At 40.1% G+C, this 22,788-nt stretch carries 19 protein-coding genes, 1 other RNA gene and 1 pseudogene; 14 read left to right on the top strand and 7 right to left on the bottom strand.

The genetic code is table 11. The features are described 5' to 3' along the window. The first annotated feature begins 29 nt into the window (after nucleotides 1-29). The 11 genes and pseudogenes from IGJ25_RS13085 to IGJ25_RS13035 all read left to right on the top strand — a co-directional run bounded on the left by IGJ25_RS13085 (nucleotide 30) and on the right by IGJ25_RS13035 (nucleotide 14,133). The gene (locus IGJ25_RS13085) at nucleotides 30-641 is read left to right on the top strand and encodes a phage tail protein (protein ID WP_438779379.1); all 612 of its coding nucleotides are present in this window, start codon (nucleotides 30-32) and stop codon (nucleotides 639-641) included. A gap of 62 nt (nucleotides 642-703) precedes the next feature. Next, nucleotides 704-1,081, top strand: coding sequence for a phage tail assembly chaperone G (gene gpG / locus IGJ25_RS13080; protein WP_375360042.1), 378 nt, complete (start codon nucleotides 704-706; stop codon nucleotides 1,079-1,081). A gap of 204 nt (nucleotides 1,082-1,285) precedes the next feature. Continuing rightward, entirely contained in the window at nucleotides 1,286-5,434 is a 4,149-nt protein-coding gene (locus IGJ25_RS13075) for a phage tail tape measure protein (RefSeq protein WP_438779378.1), read from the top strand. Then, nucleotides 5,434-6,255 carry a phage tail domain-containing protein gene (locus IGJ25_RS13070; RefSeq protein ID WP_438779377.1) on the top strand — a complete coding sequence of 274 codons (822 nt, stop codon included), beginning with the start codon at nucleotides 5,434-5,436 and terminating at the stop codon, nucleotides 6,253-6,255. Before IGJ25_RS13075 ends, IGJ25_RS13070 begins: the two co-directional genes overlap by 1 nt. An 8-nt stretch (nucleotides 6,256-6,263) precedes the next feature. Continuing rightward, nucleotides 6,264-7,283, top strand: coding sequence for a phage tail protein (locus IGJ25_RS13065; protein WP_438779376.1), 1,020 nt, complete (start codon nucleotides 6,264-6,266; stop codon nucleotides 7,281-7,283). After that, nucleotides 7,284-8,306, top strand: a complete 1,023-nt coding sequence (locus IGJ25_RS13060; protein WP_438779375.1) for a hypothetical protein — start codon at nucleotides 7,284-7,286, stop codon at nucleotides 8,304-8,306. It abuts the gene before it with no gap. Then, complete coding sequence (locus tag IGJ25_RS13055) at nucleotides 8,303-10,846, top strand: GDSL-type esterase/lipase family protein (RefSeq protein WP_438779374.1); 2,544 nt, start codon at nucleotides 8,303-8,305, stop codon at nucleotides 10,844-10,846. The genes IGJ25_RS13060 and IGJ25_RS13055 overlap by 4 nt, the downstream gene beginning before the upstream one ends. A 130-nt stretch (nucleotides 10,847-10,976) precedes the next feature. After that, a pseudogene (locus IGJ25_RS13050) lies at nucleotides 10,977-11,345 on the top strand (phage holin family protein); the annotation flags it as partial. Nucleotides 11,346-11,513: 168 nt separating this feature from the next. Continuing rightward, on the top strand, nucleotides 11,514-12,458 hold the full coding sequence (locus IGJ25_RS13045; protein WP_317726083.1) for a peptidoglycan recognition protein family protein: 945 nt from the start codon (nucleotides 11,514-11,516) through the stop codon (nucleotides 12,456-12,458). A 759-nt stretch (nucleotides 12,459-13,217) separates the two neighbouring features. Continuing rightward, complete coding sequence (locus IGJ25_RS13040; protein ID WP_086269494.1) at nucleotides 13,218-13,715, top strand: toxin-antitoxin system HicB family antitoxin; 498 nt, start codon at nucleotides 13,218-13,220, stop codon at nucleotides 13,713-13,715. A gap of 13 nt (nucleotides 13,716-13,728) precedes the next feature. Continuing rightward, nucleotides 13,729-14,133 carry a hypothetical protein gene (locus tag IGJ25_RS13035; RefSeq protein WP_368264405.1) on the top strand — a complete coding sequence of 135 codons (405 nt, stop codon included), beginning with the start codon at nucleotides 13,729-13,731 and terminating at the stop codon, nucleotides 14,131-14,133. A 33-nt stretch (nucleotides 14,134-14,166) separates the two neighbouring features. On the opposite strand, the gene IGJ25_RS13030 is transcribed toward IGJ25_RS13035, so the two are convergent. The 4 genes from IGJ25_RS13030 to IGJ25_RS13015 form a co-directional block, all read right to left on the bottom strand. Beyond that, nucleotides 14,167-14,433, bottom strand: a complete 267-nt coding sequence (locus tag IGJ25_RS13030) for a hypothetical protein (RefSeq protein WP_438779373.1) — start codon at nucleotides 14,431-14,433, stop codon at nucleotides 14,167-14,169. A 188-nt stretch (nucleotides 14,434-14,621) separates the two neighbouring features. Beyond that, on the bottom strand, nucleotides 14,622-14,912 hold the full coding sequence (locus IGJ25_RS13025; protein ID WP_438779372.1) for a DUF5960 family protein: 291 nt from the start codon (nucleotides 14,910-14,912) through the stop codon (nucleotides 14,622-14,624). A gap of 268 nt (nucleotides 14,913-15,180) precedes the next feature. Further along, nucleotides 15,181-15,544, bottom strand: a transfer-messenger RNA (tmRNA) gene (gene ssrA, locus IGJ25_RS13020). Between the two features lie 62 nt (nucleotides 15,545-15,606). After that, nucleotides 15,607-16,377 carry a Cof-type HAD-IIB family hydrolase gene (locus IGJ25_RS13015; RefSeq protein ID WP_005231883.1) on the bottom strand — a complete coding sequence of 257 codons (771 nt, stop codon included), beginning with the start codon at nucleotides 16,375-16,377 and terminating at the stop codon, nucleotides 15,607-15,609. Between the two features lie 145 nt (nucleotides 16,378-16,522). On the opposite strand from IGJ25_RS13015, the gene IGJ25_RS13010 reads away from it, so the two are divergent. From IGJ25_RS13010 to IGJ25_RS13000, 3 genes are read left to right on the top strand one after another with little or no spacing between them, the layout of a single operon-like run. Next, nucleotides 16,523-16,873: an SdpI family protein gene (locus tag IGJ25_RS13010; RefSeq protein ID WP_015510109.1), complete on the top strand. Its 351-nt coding sequence runs from the start codon at nucleotides 16,523-16,525 to the stop codon at nucleotides 16,871-16,873. After that, nucleotides 16,854-17,567, top strand: coding sequence for a response regulator transcription factor (locus IGJ25_RS13005; RefSeq protein ID WP_010749704.1), 714 nt, complete (start codon nucleotides 16,854-16,856; stop codon nucleotides 17,565-17,567). Before IGJ25_RS13010 ends, IGJ25_RS13005 begins: the two co-directional genes overlap by 20 nt. Further along, the gene (locus IGJ25_RS13000) at nucleotides 17,567-19,027 is read left to right on the top strand and encodes a sensor histidine kinase (RefSeq protein WP_005229120.1); all 1,461 of its coding nucleotides are present in this window, start codon (nucleotides 17,567-17,569) and stop codon (nucleotides 19,025-19,027) included. Before IGJ25_RS13005 ends, IGJ25_RS13000 begins: the two co-directional genes overlap by 1 nt. Nucleotides 19,028-19,144: 117 nt before the next feature. On the opposite strand, the gene IGJ25_RS12995 is transcribed toward IGJ25_RS13000, so the two are convergent. From IGJ25_RS12995 to IGJ25_RS12985, 3 genes are all read right to left on the bottom strand, one after another. After that, nucleotides 19,145-19,618 carry a hypothetical protein gene (locus IGJ25_RS12995; RefSeq protein ID WP_074536007.1) on the bottom strand — a complete coding sequence of 158 codons (474 nt, stop codon included), beginning with the start codon at nucleotides 19,616-19,618 and terminating at the stop codon, nucleotides 19,145-19,147. Beyond that, nucleotides 19,597-20,334, bottom strand: a complete 738-nt coding sequence (locus IGJ25_RS12990; protein ID WP_005229124.1) for a hypothetical protein — start codon at nucleotides 20,332-20,334, stop codon at nucleotides 19,597-19,599. The genes IGJ25_RS12995 and IGJ25_RS12990 overlap by 22 nt, the downstream gene beginning before the upstream one ends. Before the next feature lie 181 nt (nucleotides 20,335-20,515). Continuing rightward, entirely contained in the window at nucleotides 20,516-22,600 is a 2,085-nt protein-coding gene (locus tag IGJ25_RS12985) for an LTA synthase family protein (protein ID WP_074933621.1), read from the bottom strand. Nucleotides 22,601-22,788: the final 188 nt, after the last annotated feature.

Genomic DNA, 22,788 nt, shown 5'->3' with positions numbered 1-22,788 from the left:
GTGTCTATTTTATTAGGAGGAAATTACAAATGGAAACTTATGGCTTTGATAAATTATCGGTTCGAAAACTTACCACAGCATTGGAACCAGATACAACAGCGAAAATTCACATTTTAGAAGGTAAACAAAAAGAAGGTGGACCTACTGCCTTCGACTTAACAGGGCTATCCAAAGAAGCGGTGAAAGTATTTGCTGGGAACGTTGAGTATTATTTGTCCAAGAAAGGTACCGGATCAGTAGCTGCAAACTTTGGTTTACTGGATGTACCTGTTGAAGTTGAACAAGAAATCTTAGGATTGATCAAAATGGCGGAAGGTATTGACGGTTTCGGTGACGAAACAGAGCCTCCATATATGGCTGCAGTCGTTGAAGCAGAAGATTTATATGGTGAACCAGTTGCTTTTGCTATGGTAGCAGGTTCGTTTAATCGTGATGGGTTTTCGTTGGCTACGAAAAACGATGAAGATTTTACACCTGAAGCGGGCGAGTATGTTTACAACGCAATCTCTCGAAAAATTACTATTGGTGAAAATGATAAAACTGTTAAAGTCTTACGTGCATTTGGGACGGCTGCAGTCGCTCAACTAAAAACTGCTGTACTTGGTGAGCCTGTTACTCCTCCAATTGGTGGCGGTGAATAATGAAGGGGAAGGTTAGTCTTCGGACTAGCCTTTTTATTTTTGATTAATAGGAGGAATTATACATGTCAGAAATTGGAAAAGAAATCAGATTGGATCTAATGATCAATGGAACAAGAAAGACCTTCACACAAAGCCACGTACCTTATTCAAAAGCTTTGGATTACACGGATGGTGAAGCAAAACTTTTTAAGAAGGATGATGAAGGCAATGATATTGCTCCTTCAGCCAGAGCGCTTACTGAATTCCGTGCTGAGTTTGTAGCCGGCTTGTTTGATGATAAAGATTTAACCGGAACTGTCCTTTTAGATGGTATCGATGCATGGGACAGAGATTTGATCATGGAAATCATTATGTACCGTGTCTTAGGTTACGAGAAAGACGTGGAAGAATCAGATCCAACAGATAAGAAAGACCCAAAAGGAAAAAAGGACGGAAAATAAGTCCGTCCGATCATCATGAGTTACAGCTAGATGTTGTGAGATCTATATTGAAGATTTATCCCAGTTGGACAATCAATGACGTTCTAAATACAGATACACTGTACCTTTATGAAATTATGTTTAAACAAACGCCAAATGGAAAGAAAAACAAGAAACGCAAAGAAACTAAGCCGTTGGCTGATTTAGTGAAAGGGGGCGGATAATTTGGCTGGTGCAACTCCATTAGGAAATATGGTCATAAAGCTAGGTTTGGATGATGCTGATTTTGGGAAAGGCGTTGCTAATTCTAAAAAGCAAGTACAATACCTAGCAAAAGAAATGCAAGCTAATATGAAAATTGCCGATATGGCAGGAAACAAACTTGGTAAATTAGGTACTCGATACGATGGTTTGACACAGATTATCAAAGCACAAGAAAACCAAGTGACCGCCCTCAAGAAAGCCTATGACGGTTCTTTCGTAGACGGAAAAGCAACAGATTCAACAAAGCGGCTAGCTAATCAGTTACAAGATGCTAACGGTAAATTGGCGAACTATAAACTTCAACTGCAAAATACAGCAGGTCAGATGGCTAGGCTACAAGTTGAAACTCAAGGTGTGACCGGTTGGCTAAAACAGCATGGCGATGCCTATATCAAACAAGGTGAAAAGATTCAAAAGTTTGGTGGCATGGTTTCCAAAGCGGGAACTGCTTTAACAGTTGGTGTAACAGCACCTATCGTCGCTGGTGCCACAGCTGTTACTAAAGCCGCTATTGATTGGGAATCAGCATTCGCCGGTGTTAAGAAGACTTCAGATGAAGTAATTGATAGCAATGGTAATGTTGTGTACTCTTATGCGGATCTTGAGACTAGTCTAAGAGGATTGGCAAAAGAACTGCCATCAACTCATTCCGAAATTGCAGCTGTAGCAGAAGCGGCTGGGCAACTAGGAATTCAAACGCAAGATATTACAGCTTTTACTAAAACCATGATTGATATGGGTGAATCCACAAACCTATCCGCTGAAGATGCAGCTACCGCAATTGCCAAAATAGCGAACATTACCGGAATGACATCTAGTGAGTATCAAAGGTTTGGGTCGTCTGTCGTTGCTTTGGGGAATAATTTCGCCACAACAGAAGCAGATATTGTTCAGATGTCAAATCGATTAGCTTCTGCGGGTACACTGGCAGGTCTAAGTAATCAAGAGATACTTGGGTTAGCTACTGCGATGAGTTCGGTTGGTATCGAAGCCGAGGCTGGTGGTACAGCTATGACCCAAACTCTCACAGCTATTGAAAAAGCAGCTGTTGAAGGTGGGGACAGTTTAGATCAGTTTGCAAAAGTTGCAGGAATGTCATCCAGCGAATTTGCTAAACAATGGAACGAAAAACCTATTGAAGCGATACAGTCATTCATTAAAGGTCTTGGAGAACTAGATGGAAAAGGCGAATCCGCGACACTAATGCTTGATGAAATGGGCTTAAGTGGTGTTCGGCAATCTAATATGCTTAAATCCTTAGCTTTAGCATCAGATACCCTTTCTGGCGCAGTTGACATGTCAACGCAAGCGTGGGAAGAGAATACAGCCTTAACTAATGAAGCTGGAACAAGATACGAAACAACAGAATCAAAACTAAAAATGTTGCGAAACGAAGCCGTGGATGCTGCGATTGAATTTGGAGGACCACTAGTTGACGCATTAAGAGATGGTTTGGAAGCTTCAAAACCGCTGATCAAGAGCTTTGGTGACATGGCTAAAGCCTTTAGTTCTTTAGATAAAGAACAACAGCAAAACATTATCAAATGGGGGCTAATGGCAGCAGCAGCTGGTCCAGCACTCAAGTTGCTCGGTGGGGGTATCTCTACCATCGGATCAGTTACAAAAGGTGTAGGAAAATTATCTACAGGAATTGTAGAGCTTGTAGCTGCATCTGCTGAGAAAAAAGCTCTAGCTACCTTAGCAACATCAGTTACAGGTGTTGGTACGGCTGCAAGTGGCGCCGCTGGGAGTGCAGGAGTTGGGGCGCTAACCACAGCTTTAGGTACTGGGGGATTAGCCGGGGCGCTACCTTTGATTGTTGGTGCTGGTGGATTGCTTGCAGTTGGGTATGGCGCTTGGAAGCTTTTCGGTGAAGAAGCTTGGAATTCTAGCCAACGTGTCCAGCGATGGGGAACTGATGTAGGAGAAGCGGTTGATGGAACCTTAACTAAAGTTCAGGATAATACGCAAAAAGCATCAGGTCAATTCGGTTTGATGGCAGATGGATTTGCGACTAACTCTGACTCGATGATCTCAAATTTTGAGAAAATAGGTCAAACCATAGAAGACAGCCTTGTGAAGAAAGTTGAGGGCTTGGATAAATTAATAAAAGAGCTTCCTGAATCTGTAAATTCATCTGTCAGTGATATGGTAGAAGACGAGAAAGTCAAGGCAGAATCTGCATTACAAATCGTTCAAGAGAATACCGCTCGGATCACAGAGATAAAGAAAACTGCTTCTAATAGTAATCGAGAAATTAGTGTATCTGAAGCGAAAATTATTCAAGATCTGGCGAAAAATACAACTCAAGCATATGTTGAAACTTTAGATGTTTCTGCAAACGAGAAGAAAAAAATACTTGCAGCCATGAACGCAGATGTAGCAAATGCAACAGAGGAAGAAGCGAAATTGTGGTTGCAATCTTTAGGTAAGCAAAGGCAGATAGCCCAGCAAAATGCAACTTTAAGTAGACAAGAAAAAGAAAAGTACCTACAAGATTTGGGATACAACTTAGATGGTGAGTTCGCTAAGAAATTTCTGGCGGCTTGGGATGAGATAAATTCAACGACTGTAAAAGGTTTTGATTCTCAAATGGAAACGATTCTTAAAAAATATCCTGAATTACAAAATGAGGTCTCTCTTGCAAACGGGCAACTAATTTCAAGTATGGGTGATTATGCTGATAGTGCAATTGCAGAAAACGAAAAAATCCTAAAGAGCGCTTCTGACTTATCAAGAGAATTGGCATCAAATGCAGAAAAGAATGCGGAAAAAATCTCTTGGACTGCATCAGAATCAAGTAAGGCTGGTAAGAAAGCAGCTCAAACTTGGAATGATTTAGTTTTTGATGAAAAGACCGGAGAAGTTAAATCCAATGTTGCAGAGGTCGTTACAGAAGCTACTAAAGATTCTCTAACGTGGAATAATTTGAAGCTAGTAGTCCATGATGCCGACTTAGATAGTAATGCAAAAGACGTTATCGGTGAAGCTGCAATTGCTAATGGTTGGTGGGACGGTATGGCTTGGTCCGATAAAAAAGCAATACTACAGGACGAATTTTCGATAACAATGTACAAAGCATTAGAAGACTCGGGAAAATGGGCAGAGATGTCATTTGATGAGAAAAAAGCATTACTTTACTCTAATACTCCTGAAGTCATGGCAGAAACAATGCTTAATTTGGGGATGTGGGAGCAATTTCAACCCCAGATTAAAAATTTGAATGCTGAAAATTATGATCTCTTAAATGCACTAAGCTTTTCGAAAACTTCATTAAACGAGTATAACGCACTAGATCCAGAAGTTAAAAGATTGATAGCAGAAGATCCAGCAACTTTAACGGTTAGTCAATCTAAGAAAATGCTAGAAACATATAACAGTGTTTCTCCAGAGCTGAAAAGATTATTGGGAGACAATACAAATGTAAATAGCATATTGGCAAACTCTAAGAGCAAAATCAATGATTACAATGCTACTGGCGTTGGTGCGAAACATTTACATGCAACAGCAGATTATTCTGAAGTACTAAGAGCGAAGAGTGAAATTGCTCAAGTATATAGCAAAAATGTGGTAATCGATGTTGAGTATCGTGGGAGAAGAACAGGACAAACAGCTATTCCAAATGCCAAAGGAACAAATTACCACCCGGGTGGAGATATGATCGTAAATGATCAATCAGGACCATTATACAAAGAGTTGGTTCAGTTCCCTGGTCAGGCTCCATTTATACCTCAAGGTCGAAATGTGTATATTCCCAATGCTCCTGCAGGAACGAAAGTTGCTCGAGCTAGTATCACTAAATCGATCATGCGACGCTTGGGCATTCCAAAGTATGCTGACGGAGTGGGTATTCCGGAAGATTCTTCATTGGTTAGAAATCTAAGGAGCATAAACACTGATTCTAATAAAAACAACAACAAAGTCATAGTACAAAACAACAATTCCGGTTTAGAAAACAAGTTGGATGTAATGATTTCGCTGTTGGATAAACTCGTTAAAAAACCGAATGTTTTGAAAGCAATTCTGGATGTCGATGAGGTATCCACTGTTACCGATAAACATTTAGGAAAAAACTTTACTAAGTTGAACTATACAAAGGGGGATGTTTGATGTTTTATAAGGTTTTGTTTGATCAAGGGAGTGGTTGGTTTGACCCTCAGCGAAAAATGAAAATCGTCTTCAAAGATATAAAACGAGCATCCCCAAACCACAATGTAGAGTATCAAGAGTTTAGTGGTAGTAATGGATCAAGACCGATTAACGAATCATTTAAATCATTTGAAATTCAATTTGACATAGACATTTTCTTTGAAAGCGAATGGGAGAAAGAATTGCTTGAAACAGAGTTGATAGAACTGATATTTAAAAATGGCTCGTATTATATCACGCACGAGCTGTCACCGGGTAAAATGTATGAAGTGTATCCCACCTCATTTGAACAGAACGAGGGGTATAACACTTATCAAAACTATACAGTCGTATTTAATGTGTTTAAGGGCTGTTCGGAATCCCTATCCACTACCCTAAAAGCTTTCAGCCTAGACGAAACTTGGCAATTCTCACAAGGTTTGGTTTCAGAAGACTATGAATACGTCCATCAGACTAGCCGCTTTACGATTTTCAATGCCGGCGATTTCGCGATTGATCCAAGAGAAAATTACCTGAAAATCAAAATTGAAGGGATGAGCGATGGCAATCTCACAGTGTTCAACGCAACCACTGGTGAGCGATTTATCTACCGTGGTTCACTCAACTCCGTTAGCGGCGAGACATTAACGCTTGATGGTGTCTATCCTCTAAAAAATGGTATTCACTGTGGGATTGATACAAATCACGGCTTAATCTCATTGGTTCCTGGCGAAAACAAAATCGAAATCTCCAACGCTTCACGTATCAAAACGGCGTGGGATTTCCGATTTCTCTATAAGTAGGTGATGGGATGAACGATATCATAATAGCAAATTTCGAGAAAACCAAAGAAGAGATCCTTGTCGATGTTGACAGGGACTCTTTTTTTGAAAATTGGCAAGAAAACGAAACGTGGGAAGTCGGCTTTTTGGTGATGAAAACCAAAGCCAATGCCCATTCATTTGATCTCGTAGACTACGAAAGCTCTGTTTTTTGGAACGGGCAGGAATTTATCGTCAAACAGATGAAAGACTATGCAGTTGGCGCACAGCGATTTAAAGAAGTAGTTGCCACACACGTCTATTACACGATCCAAGATGGCTATCAATACGAGCAGATGACAGGGACTTTCTCTATCAATCAATGTCTATCGCATATTTTTTCAGCTGGTAACCGAGGGTTTAGCTATGAAGTGGTTAACACCAATGGTGTCTTCAGCCGAATTGAACAGGAGAATTTCGGTGATGGAAACTACTTGAAATTGATTGATGAAGTGCTGACGGACTACGATGCAGTGGTGATCCCTGATAATAAACACTTGCGGTTTTATCCAAGAACTTACTACGGAAATGAGACACAAGAACAGATACGGTACAAGTTTAATACCGATGAAGTCCACTTTGAGATCGATACGTATAGCCTGAAAACGCAGATTCGCGGATTTGGAAAGAGGAAAGAAGACGAAAGCTACTATTTCAGTCCGATCACGTATACGTCGCCTGAATCAAGCAAGTGGGGCATCCGTATTCAAGATCCCGTGAACGATGATCGATTCACGGTCGCAAGCAGTATGAGTGCACGACTAAGGCGGGATATCCACGATTATCCGGACATTTCGGGAACGGTGAATATCAAATGGGCGATTGATCTAAATCGTGGGGACAAAGTGACGTTTGTCTACGAGCCACTCAATGTTTGTCAGATGATTCAAGTAGTCGGATTGAAAAAATATCCACTGATACCTAACAAACCGCCGGAAGTCACGTTATCGAATAATAAAAAAACAATGACAAATATTCTTGCAGGTCTGAAGAAGAAAGGAGTGTTGTAGTTGGGCTTAATGAAATTAGTAAAAAATGCGATCAGCTCAGAATGGAAGAAGACGTTTAATGACAATGTCGATTATTTAAATGGATTGGAAACACGAGTTGATCAAAGAAATCAGGCAACAAATAAACGGATCGATAATCTTGTATTGAACGCTGGCGGTGATAGCCCGAATGAAGTTGTGGATGCGCGGGTCAACACTGAGGGGGTTATCTTTGAGACGCTCCGAGAACGATTGGCGGCTGGGGAAGAATTGACTAAAGAGGAACTAACACTAGTAAATCAGTTGATCAAAAATCAAGGCGATGTTATCACTCAGCTTAATTCAGTAATTCAAGAACTCTATGGCGGATCTGGCGGCTCGATCTCGTTGTTTGTTTCTGCAGAATTAGGAAATGACACGACTGCTGACGGAACAGAAGAAAAACCGTTCAAAACGATTCAAGCGGCAATCAATAGTCTGCCGCTGCTATCCACGAGCCTATTCTATATCTATGTGGAACCAGGCGTGTATCTGGAAGATGTCGTGATTTCCAATATCACAAGCGGCAAGCTTGAGATCATAGCGTCAAATCTTTCGGTCATTGATGCTTCAGTCGGAGATACCGGCGTTTTTGTGAGGTCAGTTAGATTCGCTGATTGTGGAATGTACTGTGCGGTCAGAGGCTTTACCCAAACGGATGTAGCGAATTCACCGAAATATTTTGTTTCTTTTGATGGGGCAATGTACGGCGTTGCGGATAATTGCCGCGCGGTTCAAAACACAAAAAATATTGAGGGCTATACCGCGTTTAGTTGGGAGCGATGTGTTTCTGGAAATATTTACGGTTGCCACGCTTCAAACCAATATTATGCGCTCAAAGGCGCTTTTGGAACGGGCGTGAGAATTTCATACACCGTTTCAGGAACAGAAAACAATATAGTATATCGATCAGAAGGATCAACTATTTATCGTGCCGCCGGTGCTTCGATCAGCGGTACCACGATGGAATCTAAAACTTATGGTGGGCAGGTGTTCGCAGGATGAACGAAGATAACAAAATTTTTAAAACAAACGAATTTTCAATCGAGATCAGTCCAGTCGGGAAAGCTATTCAATCTAAAGACATTCAGTATTTCTCGTATGATGAGAATAGCGGCCTCCAGCTGATCCATATTTTAATGGATGGCAAGCCGCTTGATTTACCCAACGGAACGGAAATCCGACTTTCTGCCGTCAAACTCAATAATCAAAATCAAAAATTGATCTATACTCCTGAAATTGTTGATCCTCTGAAGGGAATCGTCTCTTTCGTTATCCCACGAGAGTTTTTAGGATATCGGGGGGAAATTCGTTGTGGACTGTATATCAATTTTTCAAACAATCAGACGATGCACGTTGGGTATTTTTATATCAACATGGGGGTATCCGATATTGACACAAACCTAACGGAATTCACCGAGGATTTTTGGCAAGGATGGAGCGAATTTGAAGCTGGTTCGACTGCTAAAATGCAAGAGTTAGAGCAACGAATTGACGAGCAAACCGAAATTTTTAATAACGCTGATGTTTATAATAAAGCTGAAATTGAAGATAAGCTAGAACCATTTGCACTTCGGACTGATATCGATACTCTAGATGCTGTTAAAGCAGACAAAAAATCCTTAGCACTAACTGATTCTAAAGTTGCTGACTTAGATTCTGTAAAAGCGGATAAAACGCAGGTTGCAACCAAAGCAGATAAAACCTATGTTGACAGTATGTTATCATCAATCGCACAAGGCGGTCCTAGGGAATTGTTTTATTCTCTTGCTGCTTTAAAAGCAAAGTATCCTAGCGGTGCAGATGGAACTTACTTAGTTTTTGATAGTGCAACAACTGATGGCGCTCATTCGTATATATGGGATAAATCAGTGTCGATTTGGAAGGACTTAGGAATTTATCAAGGGGTGGTGATTGCTGAGGATAGTATAACTACAACCAAGATAAAAGATAAAGCAGTAACTATAGATAAAGTTGATTTCTTTACTCCTGATTTCGTAAATTTAGTTGATACGTATATTGCCGATGAATATTACAACATAACTGATGGGAAAATATTAAAAAAAGGAGAAACCGGGTATCAAGCTAATTGGGGAAGAACAAAGCTAACTGCGGTCAATGATGGTGATATCATATATCGAAACGGCAAAGTTGGGAACTCAGACACAGGCCCAGTGTTTATAACTTTTTTTGCAGACAGTTCTGCTAGTCAATTTGTCAGTGGGGCTACATGGGCCATAACGGGCCAACTTAGTACTTATATAGTTCCTGTGGGTGCTAAGTATTTTTCTATGAGTATACGAGACACAGCTAAAGCAAACGGGGGAGAAGTTTCAGTAAACGTATCTCCCGGATATAAAAATACTAGACAATCGTTAGAAATAGGTAATTTTTCGAAAATAACCTATACATACGATAAAGGTTGGCTAGTGTCAGTTCCACACTCCGAAGACGTTTTAACGATCGATTACAAGAAAAAAGAATTTAAAGTTAAAGCAATTCCTTGTTTTGCAACGTGGGGATCGAATTACAAGTGGATTTATGGAGGAGGCGGAATCTCGCTTCCAGAACAAGGGTTCACCTATACATTCGATGAAATTCAAGCTGCTATAGGCGGCGTCACAGAGAGGCCGTATGTATATGTGTTTGTGCGCAGAGACCAAGGCACTGTTTATTCAGCTAAAGATATGTTCAGTTTCTATAGTGCCAAATATATGGAGGATCGTGGAGGTCCAAATTACAAACCGTTTCGAGAACAAATAATTAAAAGCCATGTGTTTATCGGTATGTTCGTTTTGACAACGACTGCATATTCTTTCCCCGGGACGCCTGTATCAGTTGTGACAACAAAAGCAGTTGATGCCATTACTAAGAAAATAAGTTTTTTAGGCGATTCCATAACCACTTACGCAGGATATATTCCCACTGGAAACGTTGCGTTTTATCCTTCATCAGGAGCTATTAAAGATGTGAATTTGACTTGGTGGAAGAAGTTGATTGATAAGTCTTCTGGTAAGCTTGAATTGTTGGTTAATAATTCATGGTCGGGCAGTCGCGTCACGACTACAGGAGGCACTGATTCATCCGGTATAACGAGAGCTGAGCTTTTGGACAATCAAACTGACAGTCCAGATATAATTATTGTTTATATGGGTGTTAATGATTTCAACAATAATGTGCCTATTGGGACTTTTGACGGGTCTAGCGCATTACCTAACGTAACAACAACCTTCGGAGAAGCATACGGAATATTATTAAACAAAGTAGTGAATAAATATCCCACGGCAAAAGTCTATTGCGCTACTATCCCGATAAATTCACGCGGTCCATATCCTCGTACAAATACTAACGGGGATACTTTGGCCTCTTACAATGATCGCATTCGGAAGATAGGAGAATCATTTGGGGCTGATATTCTTGATTTTGCCAGAGCGGGATTTAACCACGTCAGTGCAGCAAATTTCACGTCAGACGGCTTGCATCCTAATGAATCAGGCATGACTATTATGTATGATAAAGCTAGAAAAGCATTAGGTTTATATTAATTAAATATATTATGAAGTGGACAATCATCATTGGTTGTCTGCTTTTTTGGCTAATGGTATTGTGGCTGATATTTTGAAGTTAAGGATATAAAACGATCTATGCATTTAAAAAATAGAAAAGGTGGTATATATGGTGATTATTGACAATGGAGTGTTACTGAATGAATTTCGAGGGTTGCTGACAAATGGATATGTCCAGTTGTTCTTATGGGTAGTAGTAGGTGATATTGTTACAGGATTGTGCAAGGGCATTTTCGTTAAGGAAGCTAATAGCACGAAAGGATTGCTTGGTATTGTAAAACACATGCTCGTGGTCTGCTTGGTAATTATTGCCTATCCGTATTTAAAGATTATGAACCTTGAGACGTTTGCTACTGCATTCGTCTTTTTCTATATCGCGGTTTATGGAATTTCAATCACGGAAAACTTAGGTCAATTAGGTGTGCCAATTCCAAATTGGGTCAAAGAAAGACTGTCTAAGTTACAAGATAGTACCGAAAATCCAAAACCTAAAGTAACGGAAATTAAAATCGATTATGGTGACGGACAATCCGAAACTCAATCTTTGGATAGTAAAGATGATCCAGATTACGGTGACGGCCAAGAGTTCACAGAAAAGAAGGAGTAGCCTAGCGGCTGCTCTTTTTTAAAAGAAAGGATGATATAAATGAGTTTCATCAAATACGAGTATATCAATATTAATGAGTACTCAAGACCAGGTATCAGGAATAACGGTATTGATGGTATTGTTATGCACTACACCGCCAACAATGGTGGCACCGCACGCAATCACAAGAACTATTTTAATAATCTAAAAGGAAATTATGCTTCTGCTCAACTGTTTATAGATGATATTGAAGCACTCTGTATCATTCCCTTAAATGAAGTTGCGTATCACGCCAACGAAATCAGCAAATACAATGCAGATGGGTCGCGCTATCGTCCGCTGTATTCTAAGATAGGCAACGCCAACTATTCAACGATTGGTGTTGAAATGTGCCTAGATAAGAATGGAAATATCACTGAAAAAACATTCCAGAACACCGTTAAAGCTGTCAAAGAACTGATCGCAAAATATCCAAATATCACTCGAAATAAGATTTGGCGACATTATGATGTTACTGGCAAGAACTGTCCAGCTCCATGGGTAGCAAAACCAAGCGAGCTAGAACGCTTCAAAGATGCGGTGTTTGGCAAGACTAGCGGTTCTAATTCAGCAGCTAAACCTAGCACACCTTCTGTAAAACCAAATGCCGATAAAATCACAGAAGACGGAATGTTTGGACCAAGCACTGCCAATAAAGCGATGAAGTATGAAGGTATCACACCAGATGATGAAATCAGTCACCAATACCGCCAATCGTGCAACAAGAACCTTTATGCCGCACAATTTGATAATACACTAAAAGGATCCACCCTGATTCGAACATGGCAGAAACGGTTGAAAGCAAAAGGCTTATACAATGGTGCGATCGATGGACTATGCGGAACAGAAATGATCAAAGCTATGCAACGAGCCTTGAAGACAACGGTTGATGGAGTTATCAGCCCTGTATCTAACATGGTCAAAGCGTTGCAAGCAGCATTGAACAACAACAAGCTTCCGTGGTAAACAAATAGCCCGCTTTGGCGGGCTTGTACATAGATCATATTCATTTTACTTGCAGTAAATAAGTTTATACTATAAATTAGTAGGTGCGTGCAAAACTTTAAGAAGAGTAGTCAGGCGGTGAAAGCTTGGGGAAGTGCGCCTAATACTCTTCTTGTTTATTTTATCATTATTTCAACGTAATAGAAATTATTATTCAGAAAATCGTCAAAGAATTTACAGATGACTTTAGACATTTTTATATTAAGCCATATCAAAAATTAAAATCCCTCTTACTCAGAATCGAGCAGGAGGGAATTTTTATTGCATCAAAACAAGGTCTATGTGATGTAAAATTTTATAAATACATACGTTTATTAGTATATGATTATATTAAATTATTAAACAAGATCAAGCGTAACTATTGATTAAGCAGATTCAGAATGATATATTTAATTTGCAGATATTGATGACACTGTATGTAGTGTCTTAAAAAGCCGGGGGAAGTCGTGGTGATGATTTGTCAGAAGAACAAGATCAACTGTATGAAAAGTTGAAAAGAAATTTGGGTAATCCGAAATTTAAGGATGTTGAAGAGGCACTAGTTAAGCATGGATTTAGGTTAGAACAAAATAGTGGAAAAGCGACTCATTTTACTATCAGTTGTGACGTCCCTAATTTCTTTGGGCCTTTCGATAATAGAACGATAGTCAAACACTCTAAGAATTTAATCCCGCCGTATGGTAAAAGAGCCTTGAGTTATATTGAAAGGATGAGAAATTTATGACATTAGAACATTTATTAGAACGTAACTATGGCTATACAATTCGACCATTTGAAGATGAGTATTTTAAAGGATTTGTTGGCAAATACACGGATTTGCCTGTAGAGGTATATGGAACTACTGAGGAAGAAACCTTGGAAGATCTTAAGCTTGCAAAAGAAGAATATTTTGCGACTTGTATTAAAGAAGGGACAGCTGGATCTATACCTAAACCTACTTTAGCAGTCAGCACAGAGTTCAGCGGAAGAGTAACTGCTAGATTAGGAAAAACCTTGCACAGACGTTTAGTGGAGTATGCTGATTACGATAGTGTCTCTCTAAATCAAGCTATGCAAATGCTTATAGAGCGAGGTCTACAAGAGACTAATATCAATAGATTTGAAACTAAACTAGAAACAACTAACGAGCATCAAGAAACGATAGCTAAAGAGGTCATTGCTTTAAGAATGAACACAAGAATAGAGGCTGTCCCCAATAAAACTTCTTTAATTAAATGATAGGAGAGAATGTATGGATTTCGAAAAAGAAACACTTAAAGTTACAAATCTAATTTTCGAAGCAAATAGTAATGCAATTCTTAAAGATAGCAATACTTTGAAAATAAAAGCGGGGAAGATAAAAGATAGATTAATTATTTCCGCTGAAACGACAGCTTACTACAAAGATGAAAAATTCGTTATGAGTGCTGATTTTTCTGGTAAATTTATATTGGTAAACGAGACATTGGAAAATATCGAGACAAATAGCAAATTTCAAGAAGAAATAGGTAGAGAAATAGTAGAAAAAATATACAATAAATTCAATCTCTACGTGTCTTTATTTTCTCAAGAAGTTTACGATATTCCAATTTATCCATCAAGGATTAGTATAGATATAAACAACAGCGAAGTAGAAAACGATAGTGATCTAACATAGATAAACAACTAGATTTCCAAAAAGACTTCTTACTCAGAGTAGGGAGCCTTTTTTCATCGCTTCAAATTCAATCATGATTTTAGTTTTGCCAATGACAGTGTACTTCTTCACAACAAACTGCTTACGATCGTTATACTCGCCAGCAATCACGACTTGCATATCCTCATCCACATCTGCCAAGAAGTTCAAACTATGCGTTGCAATCAAGCAGTTCACTCCATCAAGCGAGAACCGCACCAAAGGGGTCTTGCTTATCTTCAATACACGTATCTTCGATACATAGCCTTTCATCGTTTTCATAACAATCGCCTCCGTAAGCTTGTACGTAATAACGACAATCCGTTTTACCTAAAGTGACAGCAACGTAAAACTCGACACATTTTGTGCCGTATAAAGCTTCCTGTGACTCAGAAACACTGTCCGGGAATTCATTTATAAACTCAGAAAGAGATAAGTATCCCTGCTCATATTGACTGATTATGTTCATATCAGTTGCCGCCGGGCTTATATTTTATATTCGGATCGTATCTTCGAAGAATCTTGTCTTGCGTTCTAACATGATCAAATAGATAGTTTTCTCCGTCTTTCTTAAATACATAAGCCAATTCTTCTGGGTAACCACTATAGCTTGATGGCACGGTAAAATAGGGTTTTCCAAAGTTCTCCATCGTCCGAACAAACTGATCGTAAAGTAAGTGCGCTGGGCCCATTCGTTCGATGAATTCATAATAGTAGCGTTCAAAAGCATATGTTCGTTGGTGCGCTAATGGTATTTGCATATCAATCACTCCTTGCAAGAATTATACGAACGAACGTTCTCGTTGTAAAGCGAACAGCAGATTAAGAAATACGATTTACGAAAAGCGAGGAAAAGCACATCGAAGCAAAGGTAAAATTTGACTACCATTTGACTACCAAATGACTACCAAACACGAAAAACTACGAAAAACATTGGGGAACTAGAAATACAAAAAAAGTGTTCAAAACCTCTTTAAATCAAGGCTTTGAACACTTAGGAAAAACTACGAAAATCTAATCGATTTTTCTTTATGGAGATGGCGGGAGTCGAACCCGCGTCCAAACATATTGCTACCTAAAAATCTACGCTCATAGTCAACTCATTTGAAGGTTCGCTTTACAGCTTGCCGAGTGACAGGCAGTCTGTATCGCTAGTCTGATGCTCTCTTTTTTATCTTACAGACGGAAAGATAAAACGTATCCCACTTAGAATAGGACCCTTACTCGAGCACATGGGCGATGCCGAGAGGATCTACGCTAACTGTTTTTAGGCAGCTAAAGCGTAAGAGTTTTCGTTTTTAGCAGTTATATTTAACTGTAACGTTTTAACGTAGACGTAACCTACGAAGCGCAATTCAGGCTCAACTATGCCTGTCGAATCCGTAACATCCCCTTGATAAAAGGGGTATCGCTACCATTCATTAGTATACCATAGTTTTGCCTGTATGCAAAGAATCAGATTAAGTCAAAGTGTTTCAGGGCGTGCACGATCCCGCCTTCGGTATTTTTCAGGGTCACGAAGTCTGCCAACTCTTTCAACTCTTGAATTCCATTTCCCATTGCAATTTTGTGGTCGCAGGCTTCTAAAAGAGCGAAGTCGTTGCTGCCGTCACCAAAGCCGAAGGTAGGTACATCTTCTAGACCCAACAATTCTACCAAGGTTTTTACGCCCGTCCCTTTAGAGGTGCCAGATTTTACGACATCGATTGAAAAGGGGGTATTACGATAAAAAGTTAATTCTGGAAAACGCTCATGATAATAAGCATCGTTGCCGACACCTAAAACCAACAACATATTGGTCCGATCTGTTTCATAATGCAGAGGATCGATTTCTGGTAAAGGGCTGCGGACATAGTTGTACGCACCAATCATTTCCTCGGTATGTCCAGTCGCCCAATAGCCTTTCTCATTGTAATAGCACAGTTCATCACCATTGTCTTTGACTGCTTGGAACATCCGTGCGCAAAGTTCAGGTTCAAGGGTATCGGAAAAAACTTCTTTGCCGTCAATACGGATAAAGGCGCCGTTCATGACGATGTTCGAGGTGATCCCAGCTGCTTCACGAATGGCGGTAACTTCAGGTTCGGTTCTTCCTGTTGCAATGATCGGCAGTACTTGGTTTTTTCGCAACATCGCCATCGCTTCAGCGATTTCGGATGTGATTTGCGAGTGTTCATCTAAAAGCGTACCGTCAAGATCAAAAAAAGTTAATGCTTTATAGGTCATGTATCTTACTCCTAAGGTTTATAGTCATAGTCCACTCACAATCTTATCAAAGATTGAAAAAAAGGCAAACCTTTATGAATAATCGGTGAAGTTGTTGGTAGAAGAAAGAAATTCGAGTATACTATAGGAAGAATGGAGTGAAACGATGATTTTTTTAGTAATTGGCATCATTTTTTTCTTGATTGGTCTCACTTTTTTTCTTTTTCCATCAAAAAAAATGAACCTTATTTATGGCTACCGTTCCTATTTAGCAAAACAAAATGAACGCAACTGGCGGCATGCTCAGAAACTATGCGCCCGTTATTTTCTGCTTTTTGGCGGAATCATGGCGGTCATTGGGTTTGTCTTGAAATGGCAAGAATGGACCAATTTTTTCCTAGTTGAAATGATCGCGATCCCTTGGTTCATCGTGCCGATCTTTGGCCTGATCGAAGAGAATCTGCAACGATTTGATAAAGAACATAGAGGTGAAGAAAATGAATATATTAATGATTGAAGACAACGAATCTGTTTCTGAAATGATGCAAATGTTTTTCTTGAATGAAGGATGGGAAGCGGCTTTTAAGTACGACGGCAAAGAAGGGCTGGAAGCCTTTGCTGCTGAACCAGACAAATGGGACATGATCACCCTTGACTTGAACCTTCCTTCCATGGATGGCATGATGGTGGCGCGCGAAATTCGCAAAATCTCCAGTACAGTACCTATTATTATGTTGACGGCCCGTGATTCAGAAAGCGATCAAGTCATCGGGTTGGAGATGGGGGCAGATGACTATGTGACGAAACCTTTTAGTCCACTGACCTTGATCGCGCGGATCAAAGCCTTACACCGCCGCAGTGAGTTGGTTGAAAAAACAACGCCTGAAGCTTCCGATGCAACTTTTGATGTTGTGACCGATCATTTCAAAATGAACACAAAAACACGGGAAGCCTATTTAAATGGCAAACCCATCGATGGGTTGACGCCGAAGGAATTTGATTTACTTTATACGTTAGCGAAAAAACCGCGGCAAGTCTTTTCACGAGAGCAATTGTTAGAACTAGTTTGGGATTACCAATATTTTGGTGACGAACGGACGGTTGATGCGCATATCAAAAAACTAAGACAAAAAATAGAAAAAGTGGGACCTCAGATCATTCAAACCGTCTGGGGTGTGGGGTATAAATTTGACGATGCAGGTGCTGCTTAATGCGCTACTTGTATCAACAGCTGATTGCGTTTTTTGTTGTGATCTTCGTGATTTTGATGACGATTGGTATTGCGTTTACACAAATGACGCGCCAAACATTACAAGAACGAAATTATGAGCAGTTAATGGGGTATGCTTCGTCGGTCGCGACGATTTCGCAAATCAGCGATTCAGAATATTTGCAGCAAAATATGACGCGAGATGGCTATCTGCAATATTCTCTGCATTTGGCTGAAAATATTTTGAGCAACCAAGACATTTCTTTTGCTTTCTTTAAAAGCCCCGATGACATCATTTATCCATTAGATACGACTCGTGCGGTAGATTTTCCAATTTCTGAAAAAGACTGGCAATCCTTAGAAAACGGGGCGCGTCTGCAACTGACATCACCCACGAATCTATATGGGGAAAAAGAACTGACTTCCTATGTTTTGATTCCTTTTTCTGTCAATCGAACGGATTTTTACGGGGTGATGGTGGTTTCACAATCGGCAAGCAGCATCTTGAATCTTGTCAGTGCTTTTAACCAAAACTTGTTTAAAGTATGTTTGATCTCGATCGTCGTTTCCTTATTGATCAGTTACCTATTTGCTACGTTCCAAGTAAGGCGGATCAATCGCATGAAACGAGCAACCAAAGAGATCACCAATGGCAATTTTGATATCTTCTTGCCAGTGCATAATCGGGATGAATTTGATGAGTTAGCCGAAGATTTTAATTTAATGACGAAATCCTTAAAAGAGTCGCAAGAGGAAATTGAACGACAAGAAGAACGTCGTCGACAATTTATGGCAGACGCTTCGCATGAGATGCGTACGCCTTTGACGACCATCAATGGCTTATTGGAAGGGTTAGAGTACAACGCGATTCCTGAGAATCAAAAGGACAATGCGATCCGTTTGATGAAAAATGAAACCAATCGCTTGATTCGATTAGTCAACGAAAACCTTGACTACGAGAAAATCCGAACCAATCAAATCTCGATGGTCATCAAAAAATTCGATGCAACGCAAACCATCAAAAATCTGCTGACGCAACTTGAGAGCAAGGCAGAAATCGCTAAAGATGTGTTGATTTTAGAAACAACAGAGCCAATTGACGTCTATGCCGACTACGATCGTTTCGTCCAAATCATGGTCAATATTTTACAAAATGCGATCCAGTTTACGGAAGATGGAGAAATTCGGGTTCGAATCGAAAAAGGCTACTTGGAAACGATCATCGAGATCAGTGATACGGGAATCGGCATGTCTGAAGAACAAGTCAAGAATATTTGGGATCGTTATTACAAAGTCGATCCTTCCCGTAAAAACCGTCAATTTGGTGAATCAGGTTTGGGTCTATCGATCGTTGAACAGCTCGTACGCCTACACAAAGGAAAAATCAGTGTAGAAAGTGAACTTGGCAAAGGCACGACGTTTAAAATTTCTTTTCCTGATATCGACTTAAATGAAGAATAGCAATCGACCGGCAGCAATTCGCTTAGCCGGTCGATTTTTTTTGCGGTTCAGTGGCAGCAGTCCAAACAAAAAGACCTGCTTTTGCAAGCAAGCCTTCTTGTTTGGGGGCTATGTAAGCTATAGATAAGTAGTATAAGGGGTATGGGCAAAGCATTCGTCTTCATGAATCAAATAGATGGCAACAGCAAATTGTTCGGCGATTTCTTGACACAAGGGCAGCAGGGTTTGAACCTCTTTCGTTGTTAATGTGCTCAAGACATTTTCGATTAAAAGGGTTTCTCTTTCTGAAAGTAAAGCTAAGAGCAGTTGAATTTTGAGCTCCTCAAAGGGTGTTAACTCTGTTCGATCTTTTTTCAAAGCCGATAAGGGAAGCTGTACATAAGGCAGCACTTCCTCTAAATCGCCCCCTTTTTTATTTGCAAGAGATACATTGTCCATGACCGATAAAAAGGGGACGGAGGGCCACTGTGCGCGAATCAAGATTGCTTTTTTTTGTGAAAGCAGCAAGCTTAATTCAGATGTTTTTGTTTCATTGTCTTTCGCAACATAAAAGAAACCAATTGATTTCGTTAGCTGAGTTGGTTTTTCCATTGTTTTTTCCTCCAATACAGACTATGTCCGCTAGCAATCAGACCAGTAAAGCTGGTAACAGCAGCAAGCAATACGATAAGTGTGTGGCGCGTACTCTCAAATAAAATAGCCAGCCAAGTGGTGCTGTTCAAGTCAACATTTTGGACAAGAATTTGACTGTTTTGCGGGATCGTAATGGCGAATTCTTGACCAGGAAGACTTTGAACAGCCTCCCAAAAGTGATCCGAAGCACGCTCACGATCAAGAGCGATGATATGCCCGCTAAGCAATTCTCGCTGGAAATAAGGCTGGAAGAGCAGCAACAACACAAAGGCGATCACGGCAGCTGCTAAAAGCGGCAAGAGCATTTCAAGCAACTGCATCGCCACCCATTGTCTGGTGGTGGCACCGCTTGCTAACCAGGCAGTGTACTCTGAGCGTTTCGATAATTGGTAATAAACTTGAAAGCCGATAAAGACCAGTGTAAAGGCACTAAAAATCAAATAGAACAGTTGATGATAGATCGTCGTGACTGGTTGGATCTCTTCCGCTACTTTCGTTTGCAAATCTTCTGTTGTTAAGAGATCTCTGGTTTGAGCGATCACTTGATCCATTGAGTAGATCAAGGCGAAGGTCACGATCAAGCCAATCACGGCAAAGAAGGATACAAGCGTATAAAGCACCATGGCTTTTTTATGATAAAATATGCTGGCAATCGCAAAATGTATAGTTTTCATCTAGTTCACCTCATCCTATTTCATAGTATAAAAGGGGAGTTTGAATAAAGTATGAAGTTCTTGTAGTAAAATATCGAAGCTAAAAAAGCAATAGAAAAAATCGGGTTTTTACGAACAAAACAGCCGAAAAAAATCCAGCAAAGCATCCGCCTTGCTGGATCGATCTTGTAGTACTTATAGGTTATTCTCCGCTATCTTGTTCCGTCATCTGCTGGTATTCTTGGAAGGTTTTTGTTTGGTACAGATCGACGGTCGATTGATTGCCGTTTTGAGAAAAGGCGCTGGTTGAATCACTGCCTAGATTCTTTTCGATATCCATCATTTGCTGAAGGGCGTCTTTATAATTATAGGTCGAAGGATCGACTTCTTCTAAACCGCTCTTCGCATAGAAACGTAAGAGATCACCATTGTTGATCTGATCAGAAACCGACAGCTGTTTGTCAACTTTGGCTTTCCACTCATCGACTTTCGCTTGCAGTTCATCGGATGGATCGTTGATCGGCATGCCGGTACGATTGTCATACAATGTACTGCTATAGTAAGTGTAGTCTGGTGTCACAAAGTCGCCATCGCGGAAGGCAACCAGTTGTTCATTTTGATCAGAGAATAAATCTTGTCCCAATTGAATATAGTTCGATGTATCTACACCGAGTAAGTGCAAGAGGGTTGGCAACGCATCAACTTGGCCACCATACGTATGATTGATGCCGCCGTTTGATTGTCCTGGAATATGGATCATATAAGGGACACGTTGCAATGAAGCATTGTCAAAGTTTGTCCAAGTCGAACTTGTTTTTCCAAGCAATTCTGCTAAGTTGCGGTTCCGAGAATTGGAAATTCCGTAATGGTCACCATATAAAACGATGACTGAGTTTTCGTACAAGCCGCTTTCTTTCAAGTAATTAAAGAACTCTTCTACGGCTTTATCTAAATAATTCGCGGTTGCGAAATACCCATTGATCGTTTGATCAGAAGTGTTCGCTAGCGGAAAGCCGCCTTCTTCATTGGTAAATTCAGAATATGGGTAGTGGTTAGAAACTGCAATGAATTTTGAATAGAACGGTTGTTGCAGGCGTTCTAAGTATTGTACCGATTGTTCAAAGAACGGTTTGTCATGTAAACCGTATTGGAATGAATTTTCATCATTGACATCATAATACGATGCGTCGAAGAAATAATCATAGCCAAACCGTTTGTAGGTTTCATTTCGGTTCCAGAAGGTACCCGTATTTCCGTGGAAAACCGCACTGGTATAGCCTTGGGTTTGACCTAAAATATCTGGCGCTGCCTCAAAGGTATTTTTCCCACCCAGTTGAGTGAATAATGCCCCCTGATTCAATCCGAACAAGGAATTTTCGAATAACGTTTCCGCATCACTGGTCTTCCCAGCTTTTACTTGATGGAAGAAGTTATCGAAACTAAAGGTGCTATCGCTATGATACAAACTATTGATAAATGGCATAACTTCATGTTCAACACCATCTTCATCTTTTAATTTATAATCGATCAAGAATTGCTGAACACTTTCTAAGTGAATATAAATGACGTTCTTGCCTTTTGCGATACCGAACAGATCGTCATTCGGTTCCGCGTAATGTTCTCTGACATAGCTTTCTACTTCGTTCATGTCGTTGGGACTTGCTTCGGCACGTACTTGCGAAGCTTGATAGGTTTGCACGCCATCATAAACCGTAAAGGCGTTGATCCCAAGGTATTTCACTAAATAGTCACGAGAAAACGTTCGAGTAAGCAGTTCAGGACGATCCGCTTCTGCTAAGAAAAGATTGGCAGAAAAGACCATGACAGCTAAGGTTGAGATCGCAAAAGCCATCCGTGCCCGCACAGGACGAGTGTCCATTTTGATTTTTTTCATTGAAAAGGCTGCAATCAGCACGATAAAGTCAATGAAGTACAACACATCGTAGGGACGGAACAAGCGAATTGCGCTTTCTCCTAGACCACTTGCTACTTTTCCTACACCGAGCATCGTGTTGATGGTGATAAAGTCAGTGAATTCTCGATAGTACGAAACATTAGAGAACAACAGCAGAGTCATCAAGAAATAGATCACAAGCATCGTGATATAAGCTGCTTTGGTTCTTCTTACGTACAATGCGATCGACAGCAACAACAAAGTCGTTGCGATCGGATTGATGAATAAGATGAAGTACTGAATGCTGCTTTCAATACCTAGGTGGAAGTCCACCATATAGGCAAAGATATTTTTTAGCCAAAATAATAGGGCTAATAGGAAAAAAAAGCCCATTCTTGTATTCACAAAGGTGGATACTTTATTTTTTTTCAAAGGAATCGTCCTCTCTTTTTCCAGTATAACCGGTAAATTACGATTTTACATCACAGTACATTTTACTAGGCTGTGAAAGACGTGTCAAATGAATTCCTTGTCATGACGCGGAATTAAGTATTTCTTTACTTTCAAGGATACAGACAATA

The sequence above is a fragment of the Enterococcus sp. DIV0240d genome (assembly GCF_051711245.1).
GTDB lineage: Bacteria > Bacillota > Bacilli > Lactobacillales > Enterococcaceae > Enterococcus_D > Enterococcus_D casseliflavus.
The sequence above is the reverse complement of the archived record's forward strand: the minus strand, read 5'-3'. Positions and strand labels throughout refer to the sequence as shown.

Coding starts and splice junctions, on each gene's coding strand:
- IGJ25_RS13085 (WP_438779379.1), top strand. CDS start 30: ATGGAAACTTATGGCTTTGATAAATTATCGGTTCGAAAACTTACCACA.
- gpG (WP_375360042.1), top strand. CDS start 704: ATGTCAGAAATTGGAAAAGAAATCAGATTGGATCTAATGATCAATGGA.
- IGJ25_RS13070 (WP_438779377.1), top strand. CDS start 5,434: ATGTTTTATAAGGTTTTGTTTGATCAAGGGAGTGGTTGGTTTGACCCT.
- IGJ25_RS13065 (WP_438779376.1), top strand. CDS start 6,264: ATGAACGATATCATAATAGCAAATTTCGAGAAAACCAAAGAAGAGATC.
- IGJ25_RS13055 (WP_438779374.1), top strand. CDS start 8,303: ATGAACGAAGATAACAAAATTTTTAAAACAAACGAATTTTCAATCGAG.
- IGJ25_RS13045 (WP_317726083.1), top strand. CDS start 11,514: ATGAGTTTCATCAAATACGAGTATATCAATATTAATGAGTACTCAAGA.
- IGJ25_RS13040 (WP_086269494.1), top strand. CDS start 13,218: ATGACATTAGAACATTTATTAGAACGTAACTATGGCTATACAATTCGA.
- IGJ25_RS13035 (WP_368264405.1), top strand. CDS start 13,729: ATGGATTTCGAAAAAGAAACACTTAAAGTTACAAATCTAATTTTCGAA.
- IGJ25_RS13030 (WP_438779373.1), bottom strand. CDS start 14,433: ATGAAAACGATGAAAGGCTATGTATCGAAGATACGTGTATTGAAGATA.
- IGJ25_RS13025 (WP_438779372.1), bottom strand. CDS start 14,912: ATGCAAATACCATTAGCGCACCAACGAACATATGCTTTTGAACGCTAC.
- IGJ25_RS13015 (WP_005231883.1), bottom strand. CDS start 16,377: ATGACCTATAAAGCATTAACTTTTTTTGATCTTGACGGTACGCTTTTA.
- IGJ25_RS13010 (WP_015510109.1), top strand. CDS start 16,523: ATGATTTTTTTAGTAATTGGCATCATTTTTTTCTTGATTGGTCTCACT.
- IGJ25_RS13005 (WP_010749704.1), top strand. CDS start 16,854: ATGAATATATTAATGATTGAAGACAACGAATCTGTTTCTGAAATGATG.
- IGJ25_RS13000 (WP_005229120.1), top strand. CDS start 17,567: ATGCGCTACTTGTATCAACAGCTGATTGCGTTTTTTGTTGTGATCTTC.
- IGJ25_RS12995 (WP_074536007.1), bottom strand. CDS start 19,618: ATGGAAAAACCAACTCAGCTAACGAAATCAATTGGTTTCTTTTATGTT.
- IGJ25_RS12990 (WP_005229124.1), bottom strand. CDS start 20,334: ATGAAAACTATACATTTTGCGATTGCCAGCATATTTTATCATAAAAAA.
- IGJ25_RS12985 (WP_074933621.1), bottom strand. CDS start 22,600: ATGGGCTTTTTTTTCCTATTAGCCCTATTATTTTGGCTAAAAAATATC.